23 protein-coding genes are annotated in these 25,067 nt (G+C 37.0%); 13 read left to right on the forward strand and 10 right to left on the reverse strand.

All coding sequences use genetic code 11. The features are described 5' to 3' along the window. Positions 1-148 precede the first annotated feature (148 nt). The 5 genes from H4J75_RS07270 to H4J75_RS07290 all read right to left on the reverse strand — a co-directional run bounded on the left by H4J75_RS07270 (position 149) and on the right by H4J75_RS07290 (position 4,924). Positions 149-1,249, reverse strand: coding sequence for a phosphotransferase enzyme family protein (locus H4J75_RS07270; RefSeq protein WP_182221750.1), 1,101 nt, complete (start codon positions 1,247-1,249; stop codon positions 149-151). Positions 1,250-1,559: 310 nt separating this feature from the next. Next, a complete protein-coding gene (locus H4J75_RS07275; protein ID WP_182221751.1) occupies positions 1,560-2,870 on the reverse strand; it encodes an ATP-binding protein in 1,311 nt (436 codons plus the stop codon). A 3-nt stretch (positions 2,871-2,873) separates the two neighbouring features. After that, on the reverse strand, positions 2,874-3,569 hold the full coding sequence (locus tag H4J75_RS07280; protein ID WP_182169277.1) for a response regulator transcription factor: 696 nt from the start codon (positions 3,567-3,569) through the stop codon (positions 2,874-2,876). A gap of 31 nt (positions 3,570-3,600) precedes the next feature. Next, on the reverse strand, positions 3,601-4,071 hold the full coding sequence (locus tag H4J75_RS07285; RefSeq protein WP_182213721.1) for a DUF3019 domain-containing protein: 471 nt from the start codon (positions 4,069-4,071) through the stop codon (positions 3,601-3,603). Beyond that, a complete protein-coding gene (locus H4J75_RS07290; RefSeq protein WP_182221752.1) occupies positions 4,061-4,924 on the reverse strand; it encodes a MipA/OmpV family protein in 864 nt (287 codons plus the stop codon). Before H4J75_RS07290 ends, H4J75_RS07285 begins: the two co-directional genes overlap by 11 nt. A 492-nt stretch (positions 4,925-5,416) precedes the next feature. Between H4J75_RS07290 and argR the strand changes: the two genes are divergently transcribed. From argR to H4J75_RS07305, 3 genes are all read left to right on the forward strand, one after another. Beyond that, positions 5,417-5,887 carry a transcriptional regulator ArgR gene (gene argR, locus H4J75_RS07295; RefSeq protein WP_070375764.1) on the forward strand — a complete coding sequence of 157 codons (471 nt, stop codon included), beginning with the start codon at positions 5,417-5,419 and terminating at the stop codon, positions 5,885-5,887. Positions 5,888-6,094: 207 nt separating this feature from the next. Beyond that, on the forward strand, positions 6,095-6,580 hold the full coding sequence (locus H4J75_RS07300) for a hypothetical protein (RefSeq protein WP_182213717.1): 486 nt from the start codon (positions 6,095-6,097) through the stop codon (positions 6,578-6,580). Between the two features lies 1 nt (position 6,581). After that, positions 6,582-6,896, forward strand: coding sequence for a helix-turn-helix domain-containing protein (locus H4J75_RS07305; RefSeq protein ID WP_182221753.1), 315 nt, complete (start codon positions 6,582-6,584; stop codon positions 6,894-6,896). A gap of 51 nt (positions 6,897-6,947) precedes the next feature. On the opposite strand, the gene H4J75_RS07310 is transcribed toward H4J75_RS07305, so the two are convergent. Together H4J75_RS07310 and H4J75_RS07315 are read right to left on the reverse strand one after the other, a co-directional pair. Next, entirely contained in the window at positions 6,948-8,051 is a 1,104-nt protein-coding gene (locus H4J75_RS07310; RefSeq protein ID WP_182213713.1) for an aldose epimerase family protein, read from the reverse strand. 252 nt (positions 8,052-8,303) lie between these two features. Continuing rightward, positions 8,304-9,125 (reverse strand): AraC family transcriptional regulator, encoded by an 822-nt coding sequence (locus tag H4J75_RS07315; protein ID WP_182221754.1) that lies wholly within the window; start codon positions 9,123-9,125, stop codon positions 8,304-8,306. A gap of 163 nt (positions 9,126-9,288) precedes the next feature. Here H4J75_RS07315 and H4J75_RS07320 point away from each other — a divergent pair, with 163 nt between their 5' ends. From H4J75_RS07320 to H4J75_RS07355, 8 genes are read left to right on the forward strand one after another with little or no spacing between them, the layout of a single operon-like run. Next, positions 9,289-9,774: a YHS domain-containing (seleno)protein gene (locus H4J75_RS07320; RefSeq protein ID WP_070375769.1), complete on the forward strand. Its 486-nt coding sequence runs from the start codon at positions 9,289-9,291 to the stop codon at positions 9,772-9,774. 24 nt (positions 9,775-9,798) lie between these two features. Then, entirely contained in the window at positions 9,799-10,116 is a 318-nt protein-coding gene (locus H4J75_RS07325) for a co-chaperone YbbN (protein WP_182213710.1), read from the forward strand. A 30-nt stretch (positions 10,117-10,146) separates the two neighbouring features. Next, positions 10,147-10,431, forward strand: coding sequence for a DUF2282 domain-containing protein (locus H4J75_RS07330; RefSeq protein ID WP_070375771.1), 285 nt, complete (start codon positions 10,147-10,149; stop codon positions 10,429-10,431). Between the two features lie 3 nt (positions 10,432-10,434). Then, on the forward strand, positions 10,435-11,313 hold the full coding sequence (locus H4J75_RS07335) for a DUF692 domain-containing protein (protein WP_259364678.1): 879 nt from the start codon (positions 10,435-10,437) through the stop codon (positions 11,311-11,313). Further along, the gene (locus H4J75_RS07340; protein WP_182221755.1) at positions 11,310-12,137 is read left to right on the forward strand and encodes a putative DNA-binding domain-containing protein; all 828 of its coding nucleotides are present in this window, start codon (positions 11,310-11,312) and stop codon (positions 12,135-12,137) included. Before H4J75_RS07335 ends, H4J75_RS07340 begins: the two co-directional genes overlap by 4 nt. 2 nt (positions 12,138-12,139) lie before the next feature. Next, entirely contained in the window at positions 12,140-12,622 is a 483-nt protein-coding gene (locus H4J75_RS07345; protein WP_182221756.1) for a DoxX family protein, read from the forward strand. A 54-nt stretch (positions 12,623-12,676) separates the two neighbouring features. Beyond that, entirely contained in the window at positions 12,677-13,255 is a 579-nt protein-coding gene (locus H4J75_RS07350; protein WP_182221757.1) for a thioredoxin domain-containing protein, read from the forward strand. Between the two features lie 58 nt (positions 13,256-13,313). Beyond that, positions 13,314-14,519 (forward strand): bifunctional alpha/beta hydrolase/OsmC family protein, encoded by a 1,206-nt coding sequence (locus H4J75_RS07355; RefSeq protein ID WP_182221758.1) that lies wholly within the window; start codon positions 13,314-13,316, stop codon positions 14,517-14,519. Positions 14,520-14,614: 95 nt separating this feature from the next. Here H4J75_RS07355 and H4J75_RS07360 read toward each other — a convergent pair whose 3' ends face one another. After that, complete coding sequence (locus tag H4J75_RS07360; protein ID WP_182221759.1) at positions 14,615-15,592, reverse strand: C1 family peptidase; 978 nt, start codon at positions 15,590-15,592, stop codon at positions 14,615-14,617. A gap of 173 nt (positions 15,593-15,765) precedes the next feature. Here H4J75_RS07360 and H4J75_RS07365 point away from each other — a divergent pair, with 173 nt between their 5' ends. After that, a complete protein-coding gene (locus tag H4J75_RS07365; RefSeq protein ID WP_182221760.1) occupies positions 15,766-17,721 on the forward strand; it encodes a RiPP maturation radical SAM C-methyltransferase in 1,956 nt (651 codons plus the stop codon). An 88-nt stretch (positions 17,722-17,809) separates the two neighbouring features. On the opposite strand, the gene H4J75_RS07370 is transcribed toward H4J75_RS07365, so the two are convergent. After that, positions 17,810-18,511: an iron-containing redox enzyme family protein gene (locus H4J75_RS07370; protein ID WP_182221761.1), complete on the reverse strand. Its 702-nt coding sequence runs from the start codon at positions 18,509-18,511 to the stop codon at positions 17,810-17,812. After that, positions 18,511-18,693 (reverse strand): hypothetical protein, encoded by a 183-nt coding sequence (locus H4J75_RS07375; RefSeq protein ID WP_182213698.1) that lies wholly within the window; start codon positions 18,691-18,693, stop codon positions 18,511-18,513. Before H4J75_RS07375 ends, H4J75_RS07370 begins: the two co-directional genes overlap by 1 nt. Positions 18,694-18,886: 193 nt before the next feature. Between H4J75_RS07375 and H4J75_RS07380 the strand changes: the two genes are divergently transcribed. Beyond that, positions 18,887-24,985 (forward strand): response regulator, encoded by a 6,099-nt coding sequence (locus tag H4J75_RS07380; protein ID WP_182221762.1) that lies wholly within the window; start codon positions 18,887-18,889, stop codon positions 24,983-24,985. The last annotated feature ends 82 nt before the right edge of the window (positions 24,986-25,067 follow it).

Below are 25,067 nucleotides of genomic sequence, written 5' to 3' on the forward strand. Positions count from 1 at the left end.
TCTTCACTCATTATAACTTGTGTCTCTAATCGCAAAAGTGGCAAAGTAACACTCAATAAAGAAGGTAGAATTGATTGATTAGCAGGTCGTGTCGCCTTTAATATAACTTTACCCCGTTTATAAGTCTGAACAAAGGCAACAGCAGGGGTTAACTTATGGCGAGGGCACAATCAGTGGTTATTTTATTCAATTTTTCACGATCCTTATGTAACAACTGATAAAGGTTAAGCTGATTTTTAGCACGTTCTACATTATGACTTCGATGCTTAACATGAAAGTAATTATCTCCATCTAGATAATCAGTTAAGAATCGAACGCCGAGCATAAAAGGTAATAATTGTGCGCCAATTGTTAAGCTTTGTCGTTCAAGTGCCGACATTTTGTCACCAAAAGCTTCTATGTAGCCTTGCGCTAGCGCGCTGTAAATATCAAATCTAACGGCCATCTTTGTTAAATTTTTGCCATCTTCAGGTAAATTTGAACAGCAAGTTCTTACCATGTCACCAAAGTCATGCATAAGATATCCTTGCATGCAGGTATCTAAATCAATGACAGCAAGTGGTTGGTTGGATTTAGTACAAAATAATAAATTATTAATTTTAGTATCGTTATGGGTAACTTGCAGCGGAAGTTGTTGGGTAAGGCTAGCGACTTCATCAATAAAAACTTGCTGTGCAAAACAAAAATCAACGAGTGCTTGGCATGAAGATAAACGCTGCTTAGCATTGGTATTGACTACCGTTTTTAAATCATCCATTCGTTTAGATAAATTATGAAAGTCAGGAATGGTTTCGGTTAATGATGTTGCAGAAAAATCACTTAATGCTGCTGTAAATTGCGCAAAAGCTGAGCCAACCTGCCGTGCTTGTACGGGGTTTTCAACTTCTTCAACAGTAAAACAGTTCGGTATGTAGCCAATAGCACGCCAGTACTCTTTGTGTTCATCAATAACAAAAGGTTGTTTATCGATAGTTGGTATTTGCCATATTGGCGATAGCGAATATAAATTCTGCTGCTTTTTTGCTAATAAATGTTGGTTAATCAATTCCGCATTATTAATGACGTCTTCTGGCTTTTTGAAAACGTTTTTGTTTATTCGTTGTAAAACAAAATTATCGTTAATATTCCGCACTAAGTAAGTGCTATTAATTAAGCCATTCCCTAAAGGAGATACGCTACATTGATCAACAGAACATCGATAGTTCGTTAGCACTTGTTTTAGGGAGGTGTTATTAACAACTTTACTCATAGTTATTTACTGCTAGTGTTTAGTTTTGAAAAATAAAAAACAAAATAGTCCTTTATTTTAAAAGGCTTTAGTTAATTTTATCAAGATGAAATCAGGCGGTATACTAATAGAAAGTTATAAATATGGGAAGTTAAAGCTTTAGCATTACTCATATTTACCGTAAGTAGGGGGTGGCAACTAACTTAATAGGGTACTAATGCAAAATAGCAGTCACCAATTGGCCATTCTTTCTGTAAATGATAACGATAATAGCACACTTATCTTATTATCATCACAAGTTGTCTTGGTAGCAAACTATTGTAAATGTTTATTATTTTTCAATTTGACTCTGCGCTGGAAAGAGTAAAATAAATCGTGCACCTGATAAATGAAGACCTGCAATGACTTTAATGGTGCCTTGATGCCAGTCCATCACTTTAGCGCTAATAGCAAGCCCTAAACCAAAGTGTCCTTGCTCTCGTGAACGTGAACTATCAAGTTTTATAAAAGGTGAAAAAATGACGTCTCGTTTATCTTTTGGAATACCCTTTCCGTCATCTTCTACCGCAATGAAAAACCCTTGCTGGGTTAGCTCTACCGATAATATGACTTGTGAATTGGCATGCTGAATAGCATTACTCACTAAGTTTAATGCGGCGCGATAACACCAATGAAAGTCTAAAGAATAGAATTTCTCTATGTTTAATGACTTGCAAGTTAATTTAATATTATGTTGTTCTGCTAATGATTGACAGTCGCTGGTCACCAGTTCAATGAGATTATTGACATCAATTAATTCGGTATTTAAATGAAAGCTTTGTCGTTCCATACCCGCATAGTCAAGAAAAGCAGTTGTCATATCTTCCATGCGGGTCAATTCGTTTTCCATACGCAAAAGATAGTTGTTTTTTTTGTTTAAATCATCACAGTCTAATGCGGCTTCAACGCCAAATCGCAGGCATGACATAGGTGTGCGAATATCATGGGAAATACTGCGGGCAAGAATTTTATTGTCAGCAACCAATTTCTCTATGCGCGCCGCCATATTATTAAAGCTGCTTTCTAAGGTATTTATATAAGATAAACGGTTATAAGGAACACGTATTGATAGATCGCCAGCGCCAATTTTAGCAGCGGCAAATGTCAGTAAATAAAGGCGACGAGTTAATGGCAACAGCCAGAGCAGTAAAATACCACAAATGCCTAGATAGAGGATCAAGGTGAAAAGTAGATTTTCTTGTTCATTTTCTGGCACCATCGGTGGTAATTGTAAATGTATCAGCGTTTGTGGATACAAGGATATCTTTCTTAATAAATAAGCATCATCTTGAGAAGCGAGTAATAAACCACCTGATTCTGAGAGTTGTGCCAGTAAAGAGGGTGGCAGAGCAATGTTATCGGTACTTTCAAGTGAAACATTGACTTTAAAGTTCTTTGCTAATTGATTGGTTTTTTCTAATAATTCATCAGCTTTTATGCTTGATAACTGTTGCTCAAAACCATCAATGAGTTTCTGGTAAACCACTAACTCTGTATTTTCATGTTCATTACCTTGTTTAGCGACCAGTTTATCTAGTCCCCAACTTATAATGAATAATGCCCCCAACACGGCAACTACCATACTGATATACAAGCGTTTCATTTTTTATTCAGCCCACGCATCGGCCACAAATAAATAGCCTTTACCCCAAACAGTTTTAAATTTTTGTGGTTTTTGTGGATCGTCTTTAAATATTTTCCGTAGTGTTGAAAGCATCACATCAAAACGGCGATCTTGTCCGTCATATTCGCGACTTTTTAACGCTTTAAATACGGTGTCTCTGTCAACAACTTCGCCAGCATGGCTAGCAAGAAAAGTTAAAAAGGCAAATAAACTGGTCGATAATTCCACCTCTTCATTTTTATAGGTGACTCGCTTAGCTTCACCATTAATAATGAGTGAACCGAAGGTTATTATTTGCGTAGATGATTCGGTTGGAGCGCTATGCTTAAGCGCACCCGTTATTCTCGCTAGTAGGGCACGTGGACGAACAGGTTTTATTACGTAGTCATTAGCGCCGGCCTCTAAGCCTATAACTTCATCAAACTCATCCGCTCTAGCGGTGAGCATTATTATCGGTAACTGACTTTCCTGGCGAATCAATCGGCATACTTCAATACCATTCAAGCCAGGTAACATAATATCGAGCAATACCAATTGTGGTTGAAATTTTGCCATGGCGGCCATGACTAAGTCACCACGAGCGACATGATCAACAATAAAGTTTTGTTCGCGAAGATACTCACAAACCCAATCAGCTAAGGTTAAATCATCTTCTACTAATAAGATTCGACTGGTCATTTTTTTATCCTTATTACATCTGACGTTAGCATTAAAATATACGCCAGCGACGTTTTCTTGGGGTTGCTTCGTGCACCCAGCTTACTTCTACTGCGGTTTCTGCAATAACTTGCTTGTCTTTAGAGGACATCAGCTGGAATTCAATTTTCTTATTTGATTCAAAATTAAAAATAATTTCGTTGCCATTGCTACTTTTCCAGCATTTTATGTTTTGCTGAACTGTTCGTGCTGTTTTTTCTTGTTTAATCAATAGACAATAATCTTGCTTAATATCGCTAGTCCAATTTATTTTTACGTTAGCGTAGCAGGTTCTACCATATCGCAAAGCAATACAGTTAGCTGGCTGTGCTGAAAAGCTTACGTGATTTTCTGGCGATTTTTCCAGCTGTTGATCTTGTTTCTCCTGCGTTATTTCTGCGGCGACACTAGACGTCAAACCCGCGAATAAACAGCTTAATAATAACCACTTTTTAGCATGTCCTTTGCTAAATTTAAAAGACATAAAGTACCCCTAACATCACTTGTGTTAAGTGTTGCTGGCCAATCAGAGGGCTGTCATTATAAGAAGCAGAATAATAACTTTGAGTTACACCGCCATTAAACGACCACTTTTGAGATATAGGGTAGCGAGCAAATACTTCTAATTGTGCTTTATAACTGCTACCGGGTTTATAAAAAGAACGCATATCTGAAACTTCATTTTTATTAACACCGACAAAGTAATCAGTCACTTGTGCTGAATAGTGGGTAAGACCTGCGCCAAGATAAATGTCCCAATTTCTATAGGGAAGCAACTTGCTATAAAAGATATCAGCCACCCAGCCATCGGTGATAAGTGCGGCGACATCGACCGATAAAATAGCATCGTCATAAAAGTGGGAATAACGAAAACCTAACCCTTCACCCGAGTCTCTTTCTTGTAAACCGAGTAAGGTGGCGATACCAGAGTCGCTATTTTTTATTAATTCTTTAGGCTGATAACCCTGTACATAAGTTTTGGTGATAATATCGAGTTCCCAATTGTCTTCAACAATGAGTTCGTAGCCTATTTCACCTCCTAGCGTGACAGCATCAGAGCGACGATGATTTGATTGGATAAAAAAACCTTTGTAATAAACATCAAGTAACAGTGAAATATTAAGGTAATCTTCAAATTCTGATGGCTCAACCCCCATTAATTGACTCTGTTGGTAAATACCTGAGATCCCACCCATAGCTTGCCAGCTGAATGTTTTATCAAAGACCGTAGTTTCATTTTCATGTTGTGGATCAGCAGCTAAAACGGGTACTGATATAAATGTCAGTAATAAAAAAAAGAGTTGATAGGTACTTTTTATTAAGTTTTTACTCAACATAATTTGCAGCCTATTAAGCGATCGGTCTTTGGAAGATGATTGTTCATGATTCTTCGATAAATTCTTATTATTTTTTATATAACTAAATGTTAACAAATGTAAGCAAGTTTTGTCAGACATATGCGTTTGAAAAATGTTTAAAAATTGTAAGCAAGTAAATATGTATAACTATCGAGTAAAGTAAAATTGCTACTTAGCGTCTCAGCAGTAAATCAAAAGCAACGAAGGGTAAATCCGTATACTAATGGAATGAAAGAACGGTACATCCTCGCGCAGAACTGTCATAAAAGTCTTTATATTCAGATGTTTATTACCCACTTTTTACTTTTTTTTGTTTTAGGCTAAGGCTTTATTTATGTAGCCTTGTATCCTTAGGTGTTATTTCTTTAGTGAAAATACAAAGTTAACACTACTTTTTATAAATTTGTCTAGGTGAATATAGTGTTAATCGCTTAAAATAAAAAATAATATAACCACTGTACCAGCGAAGATATGATTTCTAGCCGTAAAAAAAATGAAGCAGAATTAGTTTTAGCATTCAAATCCTTATTAAAAGATCAATGCTACGGTTCACAAAGTCAGCTCGCTGAAGCTTTAGATAAGCAAGGTTTTAAAAACATGTCACAAGCGAAAATATCTCGTTTGTTGTCAAAACTTGGCGCAGTTAAAATGCGTAACGCCAATACTGAAGTTGTTTATATTTTACCTGATGAGCTTGCAGTACCTAAATCAAAGCAATCTATTCAGTCAGTTGTGGTCAGTGTTAAGCATAATAATATGCAAATAATTTTGAAAACCGGTATTGGTGGTGCGCCATTGATTTCGAGAATGCTAGACAGTTTAGGTGAACCCGCCGGAATTTTAGGCACATTAGCTGGCGATGATACTATCTTTATTGCCCCGATAGATATTAATAGAATCGATGAAATCACCCAACAAATTAAAGATTTATTAGATGTATAGTTAACTAGGTTGACTTAGCATAAAAGAGGGCAACAATTATGTTGCCCTCTTTTATTTTGTGTTGTTTAATATTTTCAATACGTTAGTTTATGTGACACTGATGTTGTCATATGACATTTAGGGGTACTGTCACCTCAATGACGCAGACTTTATTACCGAAAAAAGTTTTACTGGCCTCACACCAATAAGACTAACTAAGGCAACATCATGGAAAATAATGCAGAAAACACGACAAAGAAAAACTCAGAAAAAAATATACCACCGAATATGACAACGGCTAAACGAGATTTGGAAGGTACGATAAGTTTTCGCAAGGGTTTCAACTATAGCTTTATTGAAGGTGACCATACGGTTTACTTAAATTGCTCAGCGGTTAATGGTAAAGAGCGACTTTATGTTGATGATGTATTAGTCTCTGGAAAATGGTCGTTTAGACGTAAATCAATTCATTATTTTTCTATTGGTGGAGACTCTTATGAAGTTGAATTACATGTTGTTAATATGTTTACCGGTGAAACTCACTGTACGTTAATCAAAAATGATGTCCATGTAAAAACACTTAAAAAAGCGCTAAAGAAAAGTCTTCAACTCAGTAAAGATAAACTCTGGTGGTTCATCCCAAGTTGCTTTGTAGCCGGTGCACTTTGTGGTTTTTTAGCCGTTAACGTTTTATTTATGTTGTTTGGTGAATAAGATGGATGTTAATGCCAAAAAAATTAAAGAGCTTCGCACGGCCAATGGCTGGACCCAACAACATTTAGCTGATGCCTGCGCTATTAGCTTAAGAACGGTGCAACGCGTAGAACGTTACGGTAATGCTTCTCAAGATACCGTACTTGGACTCGCGTCGGTTTTTGAAATAGCACAAACTGAGATAGTTTTACTTGAAGCGCTTGATGAAGCGTTTTCAGATGAAGAAGACAATAGTTTTAACCCAAATATGCAAATATTATTTGCGGCGTTATTTGGCGCAATGGCTGGTGCACTCATCATGTTTTTCGTTAAGTAATTACCAGCAGATAAAAAGGATCACCGATCCTTTTTATCTGTGATCTTCATTTTAAAGACAAGAAAAAATCCAGCGAGTCTTACTATAAAAATCTGCTTCAGGGGTCAATAGTACATTGTCGATAGAGCAACCCTTGTGAAAACTATTAGCGCGTTGGGTTTCTAAACAAAGTGCAGCGCGTGGCTGGTAACGGCAATGGTCTTTACCTATTTGGCTACCGTCAATATAATTGGCGGTATATAAAATTAAGCTAGGTTGGTCTGAATAAATACTTAGGCAACGGCCAGAGGATTTTTCGACAGCTTGTGCTGCAAGCACTTCTCCCCCTAAAGACTCTTTATTTAAAAGCCAATAATTGTCATAACCCAAGCCAATTTTTATTTGTTCATCTTCACCGTTAATTTCATCGCCCAAAGTGCGTAGGTCTGCAGCGTTGGTAAAATCATGAACCGTTCCAGCAACGGGGCTTTTTTCACCTGTCGGATAGACACGTTCACACATAGGTAAGAAATGGTTAGCATTAATATAAACTTGATGATCTAAAATATTACCACTGTCATGGCCAGCCAAGTTGAAATAACTGTGTTGCGTTAAATTGACTATAGTAGTTTTATCGGTGTGGGCAAAATATTCAAGGGTGAATTGGTTATCGTCATCTAAAGTATAAATTACTTTAAAAGTAACGGTGCCGGGAAAACCTTCTTCGCCATCGGGGCTAGTATAAGTGAGCACTACACTTGCCGAGCTGTTATTTTGAAATGTATTGGCTTGCCATAATTGCTTGTTAAGGGCTTTTTTTCCTCCATGAAGTTGGCTGTCAGGAGCATTTAAGGTCAGCTGAAAAGTTTCATCAGCAATACTGAAAGTCCCTTGCTCAATTCTACCGGCGTAGCGACCAATAATGGCACCTAGATAATAAGGGTCGTGTTCGTAGCTTTCAATGTTATCGTAACCTAAAACGATATCAGCAAAAATACCTTTGCTATCTTGTGTGTTAATGGCGGTGATTATGCCGCCAAAGTTAGTGATACTGATCTGAGTCCCACGGTTGTTTTGCAGGGTAAAAAGTTGTGTCGATTCACCACTTGATAATTGACCGAAATCAGCGCTTGTTAGTCGCCTAACGTTACTTTTATTGACTAAATGTTCTTTCACCAAAAATCTCCCTGCATATACCGCTATATTCTCATCAATAGATCATATTGAAGCTAAGTGTTTAAGCAAATAAAAATTGTAATGTTTTTCGTTCGCGGTTTGGCGGTTAAATAAAAATATATCAGTATTGCATAAATTTTTATTTATAATTTATTTTTCAATAGCTGGTTTTATTATTAAAGATAACTTCATTAATAGCAGCCAATTTTGGCTGCGTTGAAAAGGTAAGTCATGTCACATAGTCAAATTAAGTTAGCGTGTTTGTTCAAGCCACTGCTTTGGGGATATTCCCAATTTTTTTCTAAACACCCGTGCTAATGCCGAGCCATTTTCATAACCAACTGCATTAGCCACTAATGCCACAGATTTATCTTGTTTTAATAAGCCTTTAGCCACAACAATACGCCAATCAATTAAATAATCTCCAGGGCTTTGACCAACAGTACATTTAAAAATATCTGCAAATTTTGAACGGGACATCATTGCAAGCTCAGACATTTCTTCTAAGCTCCACTGATGCTGTGGCGCATCATGAACAGCTAATAATACCCTCGATACTTGAGGGTGGGCTAATCCTGCGAGTAATCCGTGCTGCATAATATTGTTATCGAGTACATGGCGAAGTACATGAATAAGAAAGATATTGGTTAACGAATTAATCATAGGAAGTCGTCCACATCGTTCGTGAAACGCTTCTTCGAATAACCAATCTGCAGTTTGTTTCAGTTTTTCGTCTTCGCCAAGTGTAAAGGACATTCTCGTAGGCAGAGCATTAGCAATGGGATTAGAGGAACTTTCGTTATAGATGATGTTAGCGCAAACTAATTCAGGAGGATTATGCTCACTACCAATAATACGATGAGCATGAGGTGTTGGGAAAAATAACACGGTCGGTTCATTAATTAATTGAGGTTTACCCCGCTCATCAATCAGCGTTAACTCTCCACTGCGAAGTAAGTGCAAGTGTCCCTGATTTTGCTCGCGATTAAAATTACTAATACCACATAAATTTCCGGTAAAGAAAACCTCAGTATTCATCGAAAAGCGTTGCAAGATGACTGAAAGTTGATCCATTTTATCTCTCTTTATACCTATTCTGGACGATAGGGTTCAAAGTTAGGACTATCTCATTCCTTTTAGGTAATTGAAAGGCCTATATTATCAACCAAGGAAACATCCTTATTAATAAACAAACTTTGAACATGACAGAGTAAAAATTAATTACTGGAGCAACAAAATGAAAATTTCAACATTGATAAAATCTACCTTTGCGACTTCTGCCTTATTAGTTAGCAGTTTAAGTTTTGCAGCGAATATTGAAGTAAATGCCAATGGCAATGATTTAGCGATTAAAGGCTATGATACGGTATCTTATTTTACTAAAGGCTCACCAACGAAAGGCTCAGATCAATTCACTGCAGCTTACAACGGCGCTATTTACCAGTTTTCTACGGCAGATAACCGTGACCTTTTTAAATCTGAGCCAAGTAAATATGCACCACAGTACGGTGGTTTCTGTGCCTTTGGCGTTACGATGAATAAAAAATTTGATACCGATCCGATGGCCTGGCATATCCGTGGTGACAAATTATATTTAAACCTCAATAAAGACGTGCAAAAAAAATGGGTAACAGATATTCCGGGTTATATTGAAACCGCTCAGACTAATTGGACCGATATTAAAGGGTTAACAGAAGCGCAAATTGAAAAAATTTACGACTAATACTCACCCATTAGGTAAGGCTTGATGATGAAACAACTAACATTAGATGACTCAATTGATGATCTATTATCTCAGCATCAATATTCACTGTTATATTTTACTGCTTCATGGTGTGGACCTTGTAAAACAATGTCTCCTATTGTTGAAGGAGCCTCTGATCTGATGAAAAATAGATTTAACACGATTAAAATTGATGTCGATAGTATGGCAAGTGTAGCTGCTGATTATGGTATACGTAGTGTACCCACGCTGATGTTGGTGAATAATAGTGCAATTATTGACCAGCGTGTAGGTGGCTTACCACAACAACAATTAATACAATGGTTAGAGCAACGGATCTAGTTGCTCATTTAAACAATAATAGGATAAATGATGAATAATAAATTATTAGTAAGTGCAGCACTAGCTGCAGTAATTTCGACAGGTATTGTTGCACCAGCAGAAGCAGCAGATAAGAAAGAAAAATGTTATGGCGTAGCAAAAGCGGCACAAAACGATTGTGCAAATTTAGCGGGTACCCATTCATGTGCCGGTCAGTCAAAGGTTGATAACGATAAAGGTGAATGGAAGCTAGTAACTAAAGGTACTTGCTCAACACTTGGCGGACTATCAAAAGCAGATGCTAAAAAGCTTTATAAAGCAACGAAAGGCGCTTAAATAATGAGTATGTCGGTATTCAACAGTAATGTAATGATAGGCGTTGGTCTAAGGCACCCTCATTTTACCGACATACTAACTCAGCCCAAACAGGTTGATTTTATTGAAGTACATTCGGAGAACTTTTTTGGTCAAGGCGGCGCTGCGTTATCTGTACTTAAACAAGTTAGAGAGAAATACCCAGTTAGTTTGCATTCAACGTCAATGGGGCTTGGCTCTGCACAGAACATTCCGCAGCATTACTTGGATCGTTTGAAAAAATTAACGGAAAATATTGACCCATTTCTTATGTCTGAACATGCCTGTTTTACTTGGGGACAGCAACAAGGGCAAGTTATTCACAGTGGTGATCTGTTACCGATTGCCCATACTCAGCAGACGTTAGCCTCGATGTGTGAACAAGTTGAAAAAGTACAAGATTTTTTAGGGCGAGAACTTATCATTGAAAATGTTTCTGCTTATATAAAGTTTGATGAAAGCCATCTTTCAGAGGCTGAATTTTTAACACAGCTCTATCAACGTACGGGGGCAAAAATATTATTAGATATTAATAATATTGCCGTTAATAGTGTAAATTTTGATAACGGCGATATTCAGCAATCTATAGCTGATTATATTAATGAATTACCCGTGGCGAGTGTGGCACAAATTCACTTAGCCGGTTGTAGCATACCTTTGGTGGGAGAGTTAACCATTGATGATCATGCTTGCCCCGTTTCTGATGAAGTTTGGTTAGGCTATAAAAAAGCGCTAACCCGTTTTGGGGCACTGCCAACACTCATTGAATGGGACAGCGATTTGCCCGAGTGGTCAGTACTGGTTGCTGAAGCTAAAAAAGCGCGTGATATTGCCCATGCGGTATTAGTGAGAAAGAGCACATGAGTGAACAACCTGAAACTGAGCTAAGCATTAATGAACGAGGTAGAAATGAACCCAATAAAAGTCTCCAGCAAACATTGCTAGACGTTATTTGGCATGAAGGTTCAACCGTTTTAGAACAATGTGGTTTTGACGCTAAAGGTATTACTGTTTATCGACGAAACCTACTGGCTAACGCTCAACGAGCATTGACGATTAGTTTTCCAACAGTATTTGAATTGTTAGATAGTGATATTGGCGAAGACCTAGTTTATCAATTTTTAAGGAGATCGCCACCAGACCAAGGCGACTGGGCTCTATGGGGAGAAAATTTTTCTCACTTTTTAGAAACAACAAAAATAGCTATGATTTATCCTTATATTTCTGATTGTTCTGCTCTAGATTGGCACATTCATTGTGCATTAAATGGTCGTGATCAGACCTTGGTACAAACGTCATTGCAAGTGCTTGGTGAAAGTGAACCTAAGGATATTTTTATTGAATTTAATCAGAATGTGCGCGTGTTGAAAACAGCATTTCCATTAGAAGATATTTTTTATGCACACCATCATGAAGATGAACTTCAACGAAAAATGGCAATGAATAATGCAAAGCAAGCACTATTAGTAAAACCTTTAGAACAATTTGTGATGGTTTACCGTCCTGAATATCAGCCAAAAGTAACAACATTAACTATAAATGAAGGTCTTTTTATCAATGACTTACTGGCTGGTAAATCATTAGAACAAGCCCTTAATGCAGTAAATCATGACAACGAATTTTCATTTGAACAATGGCTGATTAGTGCTATTGAACGTAACTTAATTTATTATTTTAAAGAGAAATAACCATGGATACTTTACAAAATCTATTATTACAAACCAGCCTTTTTTATCGTAATGTTGCCAGTAAAATTAGTATGTTAGAACCCGTCGCATTGTTAGCTGCGCGTTTTTATGTTGCTTGGGCCTTTTTCGCCTCTGGACTAACGAAGCTCAGAGATTGGGAGAGTACACTGATGTTATTTGAATATGAATATCAAGTACCTGTACTACCGTTTGAATTAGCCGCTTATTTAGGTACGGGTGCAGAAATTATTTTACCCTTGTTATTAATGGCTGGATTAGCGAGTCGATTTTCTGCTTTAGGTTTGTTTTTTGTTAATATTGTTGCTGTGATAAGTTTAGAAGATATTGCGCCAGTCGCCTATGCTGAACATGTATTATGGGGAGTATTACTCGCATTGGTTGTTATCTTTAATGGTGGACGCTTTGCATTAGACCGACTTGTTGAAAAACAGTTATTCAATGGCAAAGTTTCAACAGTCTCATAGGTAATTTATTTAGCTATAATCATCAATGATAAGTAATACAGGGAAATATTTGTAATGACTATACCTATTCCTCATCGCCCGAGCGGTTTCCTTCTTGGTGATGCAGCGGCACTCATTACTCTTGATGCTTTTATTGATATTCAATGCCCACATTCTCGCACTATCTGGCCAACGTTACTGGCAGTGTCTAAACATTATAAAGATAAGCCTGTCAGTCTTAGAGTGCATTTAATCACCCTTAGCAATCACCGACAGGCTTGGGATATGAGTTTAGGGCTATTTGCGTTAGCACAGGGTGACGCCAGTAAATTTTATGATTTCACAACATTTATATTTGAACGACAAGCACAATTTTATAATGATAAGTTTTTACATAAGTCTCACTATGATTTAATTCAATTGATAGCCGATTTTTCTGAAGAGCATGCCAGTGTAGACCGCGAAAAATTTATTAACAGCATGAATAATAACGATACTTACATCCAGGCTCGTACTCCTATTCGTTATGCTGCCACCAAGGCTGTATGGGCAACACCAACATTATTTATAAATAATGCTGGTAAAGTACCGTTAGATCACCAATCAAGGTTAACCGACTGGCAAGCGGTTATCGACCCACTGTTGCTTACTTAACGTCATCTACGTATAGCACGTAAGTTAACGCCGTTAATTAACACACCGGAGAGAACCGATGAGAAAAAAAGTAGAATTTCCTAGCCAAGGTCAATATCTAGCAGGTTTGTTAGAAACACCTGATCAAAAAACTCGAGCCTATGTACTTTTTGCCCACTGTTTTACTTGTGGTAAAGATATAGCGGCAGCATCGCGTATTAGTCGATTTTTGGTGCAACATGGTTTTGCCGTTTTTCGTTTTGACTTCACTGGTTTAGGAAATAGTGACGGTGATTTTGCCAATACTAATTTTTCATCCAATACTGAAGATTTACTGTCAGCCGCTCACTTCCTTGAAAAAAATTATCAAGCTCCTCAACTTTTAATAGGTCATAGTCTTGGTGGCGCGGCTGTTTTAGCTATGGCTTCACAACTTCCAAAAGTTAAAGCCGTAGTAACGATTGGTGCCCCATATGAGGTAAGCCATGTTATACATAACTTTGATGCACACCTTGATAAAATTGAACAAAGCGGTTCGGCGAAAGTGAGTTTAGGTTCTCGTGAATTTACAATTAAGAAGCAATTTTTGGATGATTTACGTAATCAAACGACAGAACATATACAACACTTGAATAAAGCTTTATTGGTCTTACACTCTCCGATTGACTTAACCGTAGATATTTCAGATGCAGAGAAAATCTACAAAGCGGCAAAACACCCTAAAAGTTTTGTTAGCCTAGATACCGCTGATCACCTTTTATCCAAATCAATTGATAGTGAATATGTTGCTCAAACAATTTCAGGGTGGGCGAGTCGTTATCTTCCCGCGCCTGAAATCTCGACTGTTAACATTACAAAGGGACATGTTTTGGTTGCTGAGCTTGATCACAAATTTCAGCAGGAAGTTTTTAGTGATAGCCATCACTGGTATGCGGATGAACCGACTCAGTCAGGCGGGAAGAATTCAGGTCCAGATCCTTATGAACATTTACTTGCTGCTCTAGGTACTTGCACGGCAATGACCATCCGTATGTATGCCGACCACAAAAAAATTCCGCTTCAGCACGTTGAAGTTTCTTTATCCCACGAGCGTAATTATTTAAATGATGCAGACAAAGCGTCAGAGCATGATGAAAAGATAGAATCATTACTTCGCAAAGTTCAGTTGTTTGGGCCGTTAAGTGATAATGAAAAAAAACGATTAATGGAAATAGCTGACCGTTGTCCTGTGCATCGAACATTGCACAATAATCCGCAAATATTAACGGTATTGATTGATGGTTAGGCTAATGTATCTAAGTTTATGTATCTAAGTTTATCTACCTAAGATTAATGCCATTAAATGGTCACACCGATGACTCATAACTTGTTACCCAGTAATTAGTCATGAGTCAGGCACCAAAAGCTAAAGGTGTTATCTTGTGTCTCTTCAGGCTGACTTATTTGATTGGTGTTATATTTACCAATAAAAAAATCATAAGGTATATAGCAATAGCCTTTGTCGCCAAATTCTTCACCCCATGAATTTCTAACAATAAAGTGCTGCGCGGCATCATTATATCCAACCGCTAGTAAGGCATGACCACCGAGCCTAATTTCATTTTGGGAAGGCATAGTAAAAATACCACTCGCCGGTGTTAAATAAAAACTTCTCGGTACCATCATGCCAAAAATAACAGGAAAGCCTTTCGACAAAGACATTTTTAGGTCTAGCAAACCGTTATCTAGGGTTAATTTGCAATAACGGTTGATTATATGTTTTTTTGCTTGTGTGAGTGCCTGCATCGAGGGGCTTTGTGAAATAGCAGCATGTAATTCGGTTTCATTGTCTTTTAGTGCTTTTGCTATCGCTGCTGTAATTTCTGCAACGCTGCCTGTCCTAATAATATTTTTAATGCTTTTGGGTAATGTTGTTTCAGGATAAGGCCAAGAGACTTCTGAACAAATGCCGTTTTTAAACAAAGATTTAATTCCGTTACGAATAAAAACAGGGGCATTTAAATCAACTTTATCTTCTATTACGCGCTCATTGTAGTAAATGAACATTTGTGAAGCATCGATATTACTGATGTTCTCATTAATAAAAGGCTGATTATCTTTGACTAAATAAAGTTCAGCCGCTACTGCAATAGCACAGGCTGAACATGAATTAAGTAAGCCTTGGTTAATTATCTCAGAGGTAAGACTCTTGCGTAAATCTACCATAGGGAGAATATCTTCAGCCATTTGCTCTTTTAATTTAATTGGGCAAGTTATATGGCTGTACTGGGGCGATTTGTCACCGTGATGCAGACAAAATTGGTGATCACGATGATCATGGATATCAGGTTGTATGGTTCTTTTATGCAAGGCTTCCATGTCTTTTTTAACTTTATAAACAATAACAATGACTAAAGATACAATATTTGTTTTGTTAGGTCGATAAAAGTGTACAAACTTTGTCCTTTATACAAAAGATATTAAAGGAAGCGAAAAATAATTTTAGTTGTTAATATATCGTTTAATTAAATTTAATAAGACTTGTCTCTTTCATGCTTTCAACTATCTACTTGATCAATATGCCGTATTCTTCAATTACTCGGCCTTCTCTAGCACTGGGGCTTATTGAAAATTATATTAATAAATATGGTCACCAAGTAGAAACAATATATGGCAATGTTGAATTCTCGACAAAAATTGGCCTTGAACTTTATGATCAAATAGACAACTCTTTTTTTGAACATCTCATTGGCGAATGGACATTTTCTCGTGGTGCTTTTCCGGACAAAAAACGTGATGACGACGGTTTCTTTGGGCTATTCACTGATTTGACCGACATCATAAAACAGCAACTTTTATCCACTAGAAATAAAGCGGAACAATATATTGCTGAATTAGCTGATCGCATCCTAGCAGACTCACCGAAAGTCGTAGCCTGTACTTCTACCTTCCAACAAAATTGTGCCTCTTTGGCGTTACTACGCATGATCAAAGAAAAAAATAGCAATGTAGTAACAATGCTGGGAGGGGCAAATTGTGAAAGTATTATGGGGCAAACCATCAGTGAGTCTTTTCCGTGGGTTGATTACGTTTTTTCAGGTGAGTGTGACGACGTTATCGGTAAGTTCATTGATAAGCTGATGCGTAATGAATTTATTGGCACGCATAACTTACCGCATGGTTTTATTTGCCAAAAAAATAATGACTTATTGCTCTCACAAAACAAGGTGTCAACCAAGCCACCACGTGGTTATATTGAAGATATGGCTCAGGTAGGTATCCCCATTTACGACAGCTATTTTAGTACGTTAAATCATTTAGATTTAACGGCAAGTATTCATCCGGGGTTGTTAGCTGAAACCTCGAGAGGATGCTGGTGGGGAGCCAAAAAGCATTGCACCTTTTGTGGCTTAAACGGTGTTAGCATGACGCATCGCTCAAAGTCTTCGTCAGCAGTATTAGCTGAATTTGAGGAGCTTCATCAAAAATACAACATTAATAAATTAGAAATTGTTGATAATATTTTACCGATGGAATACATGAAAACAGTGCTACCTGCATTAAGTAAGGAACAAAAATATAATATTTTTTATGAAACAAAGTCTAACCTGAAAAAAGAGCATGTCGCTCAACTAGCTGATGCTGGGGTAAAATGGATACAACCTGGCTTTGAAAGTTTACACGACGATTTTTTAAAGCTCGTTGCTAAAGGTGCTACAGGTATTCAAAATGTTTCTGCACTTAAATGGAGCTTAAATTTTGGTGTGAGGGTCTCATGGAATTTGTTATGTGGAGCGCCAAATGAAAAAGACCATTGGTATGATGAAATGGCAAAAATACTGCCGCTTATTATGCACTTACAACCACCTTATCATGAACTGATTAAAATACGCTATCCGCGCTTTAGCCCTTATTTTAAAGACCCTAAAAAGTACGGCCTAACGCTTGAACCATTACAAAGTTATCAGTATATTTATCCTTTAACAGAGAATGAACTTGCTAATATCGCCTATTTTTTTGATGAGAAATCAACAAAAAATCAAGCTGTTTTTAGTTTAACTGTTGGTAATGTTCACAATGTAGCGGGTCATAAGTTACTACAAGAGCAAGTTACGCTATGGTCACAGCAGTGGAGTGGTAGCTCAGTACCCTTACTTTATATGAGCGACCAAGGCGAAAATATTGTTGTTATTGACACCCGTAAAGTGGCTACTAACGTTACCCATCAATTATCAGGTTTAACAGCATGTATTTACAGATTATGTGAAGAGCCAGTGTCAAAAAGTCGTTTGATCAGTAAGTTAGCCGAGTTAGCACTCCCTAATGATGACATCAACGTGAATAAAGCATTAGCAATACTGATAAAAAATAAATTGTTGCTATCATTAAGTCACTGTTATTTAGCACTTGCATTAAAAGGGAAAACGCCAAAATTACCCGATGTAAAAGATTATCCTTCAGGATATTTGAATTTAGATAAAGCAGCAAAGGCGGTTGCCATCGTGTGAGTGGATATAAAAAACAGTTACCAAATTATGTGAAAAATAATCAGATAAATACTTTTCTTACCACAAAGAATAATAACGAACCTTGATATTAAGTACTCGTTTTTTGTTGAACGGGTGCTACCCGACAAACATCTTCCATCACTAAAGCGACATAGCGATAAGTCTGAAAAGCACTTAGTTCCATCAATTTATATTGCTCTTGCGTTAATGGTAAAGCGTTTATCGTATCGATAATATCTTGCTTATGATGTGAATCAACTTTGGCATGATGCATTAAACTGTTAAAGCCTGCTGCCGGTAGACCTGAAGTTTCAATTAATGTTTCAACATATTCTACGGTAGGGTGGTTCACCTCTAAACAGGCCAAGTATCCCATAAAGGCAATCGGGTCAGCATGGCGGATCCAGTAATATTGTGAACCAATTAAGGCGGCTAAATTGGTTGAAGGTATTTTATTGATAACAGACTCTCTGGGCACCCCAAGTACTTCTAAGTCTTCTAAGCACCACTCGTCGTGATTAAGCTCTTCAGGAATATGTTGTTCCATGTAAGCAATAAGGGGTTTTGATATAGGGTCTTCAGGTCGTAATTTAGCGCAACGAATAACTTCTTTCATCAACTCTGTAGATGTCGTTGATATTTTATAATTTACGATGGCTTGTTCTATACAAACATCAGGGTAACAAGCAAGTTGAGTAAAAGTACTATTTACAGCCCCTGCTCGCATTTTCATTAACAAAAGGTTTGTATTTAAACGTTGATAATGCGTTAACGTATTCTTTTTTTCCATTAAACAATAACGCCAACAGGCTTATCATTGCCTTTGTTCGCACTTTTATGAATAGACTCTAATTGTGCAACTTCTTCTTTTGATAAACTATCGATGGCTTTTAGATGTTCATCACTTAGCTCTGCTTTGTTCACTACTCCAGCGTCATGTAGATGATCTGCGTTACTTTTATTATTAGACATATTTTTATCCTTAGATTAGAGGTATTATTTACCTTACTTTATACCAGTACATTGAAATAAAGCTGCAATAGCATAGTAATTAATTGAATTTCTTGTCAAGTGATAATTTTAATTATAACTTGTTGATGTCAAACTTTATATTTAAGCTACATACCAGCTTACTTGAATCATTATTTATAAAAAGAAGAAACAAATGCGCTGCTTAATTCAATTACTTTCCCTCATCCTATTATGTGCTACGTCGCTACACAGCTATGCAGAAAACTCGAAGTATAGTTTTGATCACTTCTCTCGCGACCAAGGGTTATCACAAGCATCAGTGCAAGCTCTTTATCACGATAAACAAGGCTTTATTTGGGCTGGTACTACTGATGGTCTTAATCGCTTTGATGGTTATCAATTTAAAGTGTACCGCAGCAATAGCGATAAACTTGATAGTTTATCTAATAATAATGTTTTATCGATTACCCAAGACAGCAATGAAAATTTATGGTTTGGAACAGTAAACGGTTTAAATAGGTTTAATAAAAGTACCGAGTTATTTACTACGTTTCTACATGACAACAAACAAAATAATAGTTTGAGTAACAATATTGTTCAAACATTAACTGCCGATAAGTTTGGTAGCGTATGGGTAGGCACCAAAAATGGATTAAATAAATTTAATGGCGAAAGTTTTGTTCTATTCTCCCACCAGAGTGAAGAAAATAATGCCTTACGTAACAATATTCAAGCTATTCTCGAAGATAGCAACAATGATTTATGGCTGGGTACTCAAGGTGGACTTAGTTTTTTTGATGTGAAAGCTAAGACGCTGAACGCTGTGAAAGTAGAGTTGAAAGAGCAAAGTATCACCAGCCTTTTCGAATATGACGATAATACATTATGGTTGGGCACTGAAAATGGTTTGTATTTATACCACAAGAAAAGTGGTTTGCTTAGTGATCACAACACATTAATTAATGAACTTGCTAGTAGCCATATTACCTCATTTTTATTACCGAATAATAAAGACTTATGGATAACGACTAGGAATAAGGGGCTTTATCGCTATAACCTCATCAGCAAAAGTATTGAGCACCTGCAATCAGACAAGAAAAACCCTGATAGCTTAATCGACAATGATATCAGAGCCATTATTAATGATAATGCAAATAACCTATGGATAGGTACATATATCAATGGTATTGATAAATATGACGTATCTAGAGAACAATTTAACCATACAGTACAAGATGTTACAAAAAATAATAACTTACAAGGTGGTGCTTTTTTTCACTTTTTGGAACACTCTACCGATAAATTATTAATTTCAACCTATCAATCAGGGTTAAATGAATATGACAAAACGACAGGCGAATATCATCAATATTTACATGATCCGACCAATAATAATAGCATAGGATCGAATACGGTTACTTGGTTAATCAATGATGAAAAACAAGGTGTTTGGGTGGGTACCGTTGGTGGTGGTTTAAATCTTTTTGATGTTAAAACAAAAGTTTTTACGCGCTTTATGCATAATCCTGATGATCCAAACAGTATTAGCCATAATAAAATACTACCTATTTTTCAAGAGAATGAGCATACTTTATGGATAGGTACTTGGGGGGGCGGTCTCAATAAATTTGATACGCGCACTAAAAAGTTTACTCGCTTTATGCACGATCCTAACAATATAAATTCTTTGTCAGGAAATAATATATGGGCGATACATAAAGACGATAAAGGCTTTCTTTGGCTCGGCACCATGTTTAGTGGCTTGAATAAGTTTGATCCTAAAACGAATACTTTTACGCACTTTAAGCACGACCCCAAAAATGACAATAGCCTTAGTAATCAATTTGTTGATGCAATTCATCAAACGAGTGACGGTATTTTATGGTTGGGGACTTCAAATGGTTTAAATAAATTTGACCCATTAACAGAAAAGTTCACCCATTATAAAGAAAAACATGGTCTTGCCAGTTCTACTATTTATGGCATCTTAGAAGATGAACAAGGTCACTTATGGTTGAGTACGACTAATGGCTTGTCACACTTTAATCCAGAAACAGAAAATTTTAAAAACTATGATGTTACCGATGGACTTCAATCAAAGGAGTTTGCCACACTTTCATATTATAAAAGCAAATCGGGTGAGTTTTTTTTTGGTGGTGTTAATGGTTATAACCATTTTTATCCACAAGATATTAAAGACGACACCAGATTACCCAACATTGTCCTAACCAATTTTTTGGTACATAACGAAACGGTTAAAGTGGGCTCATATGAAGAAAGTGGCAATAAAACTGAACAGCCATTTATGCTTGATGCCGTCATCAATGAATTAACACAACTAACGTTAACTCACCTTGAAAAACTGATCACTTTTGAATTTTCAGCTCTCCACTTTTCTGAGCCAATGAGTAATAAATATGCTTACACACTTGAAGGCTTTGATGAAAAATGGGTTTATACCGATGCAAAAAATCGCCGAGCCACTTACACCAATTTACCCGCAGGCGATTATGTCTTTCGGGTAAAAGCCAGTAATGGTGACGGCTACTGGAACGAACAAGGGAAGTCATTAAACGTTACGGTATTACCAGCGCCATGGCTTTCTTGGTGGGCGTTTACTTTTTATTTTATGGTCGGTATTGGCGCGCTAATCTCTTATATATATCGTTTGAATTACCAACGTTTAAAAGAGCAAGCCATTAATTTACGTTTAACCCGTGTTGATAAATTAAAAGATGAATTTTTAGCTAATACTTCCCATGAATTACGTACTCCTTTAAACGGTATTATTGGTTTAGCCGAGTCATTAATTGACGGTGTTGCTGGGCAGTTGCCGGAAAAAGCGAATCATGACCTATCCATGGTGGTGGCGAGTGGTCGACGGTTATCAAACTTAGTGAATGATATCTTAGATTTTTCAAAATTAAAAAATCATGGTTTACAAATACAGACCTCTGCAATTGATATTAACAGTATGGTTGATGTGGTCTTTACTTTATCTCGAGCCACATTAAAAACAAAAGACATTGAACTAATTAATAATATTGCTAAAGATTTCCCTGCGGTCAAAGCTGATGAGGACCGTTTGCAGCAAATTCTTTTTAATTTAGTTGGCAATGCCATTAAGTTTACCCCATCAGGTACAGTGACTATTTCTGCGCAATTAGTGGGCAATAGCCGTACTGATGAACAGCAATTTGTTTGTATTGATATCAGTGATACTGGGATTGGGATTGCAACAGAAAATTTGGCGACTATTTTTAAATCATTTGAACAAGTTACGGGTAACGAGACGCGTGCCGCAAGTGGCACAGGTTTAGGCTTAGCGGTTTCTAAACAGCTTGTTGAGTTACATGGCGGTACTATAACGGTAAGCTCGACACAGAATAAAGGCAGCATATTTAGCTTCACGCTTCCGATTTACGATATAAGTGATAGTGAATTAAGTGAACTTATCGCCGTGGGGGATGTAAACCATGAGCAAACTAAGCAACAGTTATCACGATTACAGGCCCTAGATGACACTATTGACTACTTTCCTGTTGATATTTTATCACCGAAAAATAGTACGACCAATAAGGAGAATAATGATTTTCGAGTATTAATCGTTGATGACGATCCGATTAACCGTCAAGTCTTAAATAACTATTTATTGCCACTGGATTATCAGCTTTTTCAAGCCCAAGGTGGTGAGCAAGCTTTAGCGCTTATTGAACAAGCGAGTGAAGGCTTGTTGGCGGGGGAACGCCCATTTGATTTAATTTTACTTGATATCATGATGCCAAAAATTTCAGGTTATGAAGTCTGTCGAAAACTTCGAGAAAAATATTCAGTTAATGAGTTACCGGTGATCTTTTTAACGGCTAAAAATCAAGTCGTTGACTTAGTTGAAAGTTTTTCTGCTGGCGGTAATGATTATTTAACTAAACCTATCTCAAAATACGAACTATTATCGCGTGTTGAAACGCATTTAACCTTGCTAGATATTAACCGCAGTTTAGAGACGAAAGTCGCTGAGCGTACCGTTGAACTCGAATATGCGATGCAAGCAAAAGGTGAGTTTTTAGCTAAAATGAGTCATGAAATTCGCACACCGATGAATGCTATTATCGGTTTAGGTTATTTAACGCTGAAAACGGATTTAAATCCCCATCAAAAAGACTTAATTAGCAAAACCCAAGACGCTTCTCAAGCGCTTTTAGGGCTAATTAACGATATTCTAGATTTCTCCAAAATTGAAGCCGGTAAAATGTCAGTAGAGTCGGTAACAATGAATATGGGTGGCTTAATTAAGAAAACCAATAATATTTGTGCGTTGCGTGCTCATGCTAAAGATTTAGAGCTTATTGTTAAAGTACATAGTGATGTGCCAAAACATATCAAGTCTGATCCGGTTCGCCTGCAGCAAATTTTAGTTAACTTAGTGAGTAATGCTATTAAGTTTACCGAACAAGGACATATCCTTATTGAGGTCGGTCTGGCTAAACAGTCATTAATGGCTGATGATAGTAATCAGCTTACGCTTGAATTTAGTGTGAGTGATACGGGTATAGGTCTCGAACAATCAACAATGAATAACCTCTTTCAGTCGTTCACCCAAGCAGACAGTTCAATTACACGAAAATTTGGTGGCACAGGTTTAGGCTTATCCATTTGTAAAGAGTTAAGTGGTTTGATGGGTGGTGAGATTTGGGTTGAGAGTACGTTAGGAAAAGGCAGTAAATTTAGCTTTAATATTGTCTGTGAAAAAAGCGATTTACCGGGCAATGAGCTGATAAATATTGACGCTATTAAAGGACTTAATATTTTAGTGGTGGATGATAATGAGCTTTGCTTGAATGTTATTACTGAGTTGTTACAAGAGTTTCATTGTGAAATTACCGCCGTAGCCAGCGCAGAAACAGCATTAGCATTGTTAGCAACGGCAAAAAGTAATCATAAATCTTATGACTTGGTTATTACTGATTGGCGTATGCCCAAAATGGACGGTATTGCTTTTGCTAAAGCGATACAAGATGATAAAAATCAATATAACGTTCGAGCAGTGTTAATGGTGACGGCATTTGATAAAAGTGATGCCATGCCGTTAGCACATTCATCGGGTATTGATGGCTTCTTAGAGAAACCTGTTAATGCCAGCTTGCTATTAGAGGCGATGATGGACGTATTGAAAATCTCCCCTGATGAAGACTTTTACAGCATAAAAAATGCAAGTTTAATGGACTTTTCAACAACTGACATATTATTAGTTGAAGATAATGAGTTAAACCAACAGGTTGTTTTAGGGTTTTTAGAAGATACCCAAGCGAATGTTGATGTTGCAGAAAATGGCCTTGTCGCCTTAGAGAAATTAGCCAATAAAAGTTATGACTTAGTTTTGATGGACATTCAAATGCCTGAAATGGATGGGGTAACGGCCACACAAGAAATTAGAAAACAAGCCCAATTTAAAAAGCTGCCTATTATTGCTATGACAGCTCACGCGATGCCAGATGAGCTCAATAAATGTTTGGCAGCCGGTATGAATGAATATTTCACTAAACCGATTGACCCTAACGCGTTATTTAGTTTAATGGCAAAATACTTAAGTGATAAAATTAATGCCGTGGTAAACAAATCTGTCGATATTAAAGAGCAAAATATTGATATTACTGAGTTGATTTCGGATAACCCCGAAAAAACATTAATGGATCGCATTGCACAACTGAGTTGCTTAAACAGTGCGAAAGCCTTGCAGGCGATGGGTGGCAGACAGCATATTTATCAAAAACTCGTTATCGACTTTCATAAAAGTACCCTAAAAATTCCTCAAAAAATAGAGCAAGCTTACCAAGATAAAGACGTTGAAAGTTTATATCGCATGGTTCATTCTTTGAAATCTAATGCCGCTTACATTGGTGCCTTCTGTTTAGCTGAGTTATCAGCAGAGCTAGAAGGAAAAATAAAAGAGCAACCTGAGAACTGTTTATCACTCATGAGACAACTGATAACAGAACACCAGAAGATATTATCAGCCTTAGCGACCTTGACTAATAGCAATACAGATTTATTAAGTGATGAGCCTAAAAAGGCCATTAACAAAGAGTTACTACTCGTACTGTTAAATTCTATTGTCGACTTACTTAAAAAAGAAGATGCAGAAGTCGAAGACTTATTACCACAGTTACTCGAATATACCCGAGGAAGTGATCTCGTTGAACTTGTTGATAATATTGTCGAATTAGTTGAAGATATCGAATACGCTAGCGCATTAAACCGTATCGAAGCATTAAGGAATAAACTTGTCTATTAGTCGACTCAAGGGCAAGTGAGTATTAGTGGGTCAAGTTTGGCTTGATTATTATCTGTTTTAAAAGAAAAAGTTGATAGCGGAA

This window comes from Colwellia sp. BRX10-1 (assembly GCF_014077545.1).
Lineage (GTDB): Bacteria > Pseudomonadota > Gammaproteobacteria > Enterobacterales > Alteromonadaceae > Colwellia_A.

Excerpts from the sequence above, each read along its gene's own strand:
- H4J75_RS07270 (WP_182221750.1), bottom strand. The coding sequence starts at position 1,249 with ATGAGTAAAGTTGTTAATAACACCTCCCTAAAACAAGTGCTAACGAAC.
- H4J75_RS07275 (WP_182221751.1), bottom strand. The coding sequence starts at position 2,870 with ATGAAACGCTTGTATATCAGTATGGTAGTTGCCGTGTTGGGGGCATTA.
- H4J75_RS07280 (WP_182169277.1), bottom strand. The coding sequence starts at position 3,569 with ATGACCAGTCGAATCTTATTAGTAGAAGATGATTTAACCTTAGCTGAT.
- H4J75_RS07285 (WP_182213721.1), bottom strand. The coding sequence starts at position 4,071 with ATGTCTTTTAAATTTAGCAAAGGACATGCTAAAAAGTGGTTATTATTA.
- H4J75_RS07290 (WP_182221752.1), bottom strand. The coding sequence starts at position 4,924 with ATGTTGAGTAAAAACTTAATAAAAAGTACCTATCAACTCTTTTTTTTA.
- argR (WP_070375764.1), top strand. The coding sequence starts at position 5,417 with ATGATTTCTAGCCGTAAAAAAAATGAAGCAGAATTAGTTTTAGCATTC.
- H4J75_RS07300 (WP_182213717.1), top strand. The coding sequence starts at position 6,095 with ATGGAAAATAATGCAGAAAACACGACAAAGAAAAACTCAGAAAAAAAT.
- H4J75_RS07305 (WP_182221753.1), top strand. The coding sequence starts at position 6,582 with ATGGATGTTAATGCCAAAAAAATTAAAGAGCTTCGCACGGCCAATGGC.
- H4J75_RS07315 (WP_182221754.1), bottom strand. The coding sequence starts at position 9,125 with ATGGATCAACTTTCAGTCATCTTGCAACGCTTTTCGATGAATACTGAG.
- H4J75_RS07320 (WP_070375769.1), top strand. The coding sequence starts at position 9,289 with ATGAAAATTTCAACATTGATAAAATCTACCTTTGCGACTTCTGCCTTA.
- H4J75_RS07325 (WP_182213710.1), top strand. The coding sequence starts at position 9,799 with ATGATGAAACAACTAACATTAGATGACTCAATTGATGATCTATTATCT.
- H4J75_RS07330 (WP_070375771.1), top strand. The coding sequence starts at position 10,147 with ATGAATAATAAATTATTAGTAAGTGCAGCACTAGCTGCAGTAATTTCG.
- H4J75_RS07335 (WP_259364678.1), top strand. The coding sequence starts at position 10,435 with ATGAGTATGTCGGTATTCAACAGTAATGTAATGATAGGCGTTGGTCTA.
- H4J75_RS07340 (WP_182221755.1), top strand. The coding sequence starts at position 11,310 with ATGAGTGAACAACCTGAAACTGAGCTAAGCATTAATGAACGAGGTAGA.
- H4J75_RS07345 (WP_182221756.1), top strand. The coding sequence starts at position 12,140 with ATGGATACTTTACAAAATCTATTATTACAAACCAGCCTTTTTTATCGT.
- H4J75_RS07350 (WP_182221757.1), top strand. The coding sequence starts at position 12,677 with ATGACTATACCTATTCCTCATCGCCCGAGCGGTTTCCTTCTTGGTGAT.
- H4J75_RS07355 (WP_182221758.1), top strand. The coding sequence starts at position 13,314 with ATGAGAAAAAAAGTAGAATTTCCTAGCCAAGGTCAATATCTAGCAGGT.
- H4J75_RS07360 (WP_182221759.1), bottom strand. The coding sequence starts at position 15,592 with ATGGAAGCCTTGCATAAAAGAACCATACAACCTGATATCCATGATCAT.
- H4J75_RS07365 (WP_182221760.1), top strand. The coding sequence starts at position 15,766 with ATGCTTTCAACTATCTACTTGATCAATATGCCGTATTCTTCAATTACT.
- H4J75_RS07370 (WP_182221761.1), bottom strand. The coding sequence starts at position 18,511 with ATGGAAAAAAAGAATACGTTAACGCATTATCAACGTTTAAATACAAAC.
- H4J75_RS07375 (WP_182213698.1), bottom strand. The coding sequence starts at position 18,693 with ATGTCTAATAATAAAAGTAACGCAGATCATCTACATGACGCTGGAGTA.
- H4J75_RS07380 (WP_182221762.1), top strand. The coding sequence starts at position 18,887 with ATGCGCTGCTTAATTCAATTACTTTCCCTCATCCTATTATGTGCTACG.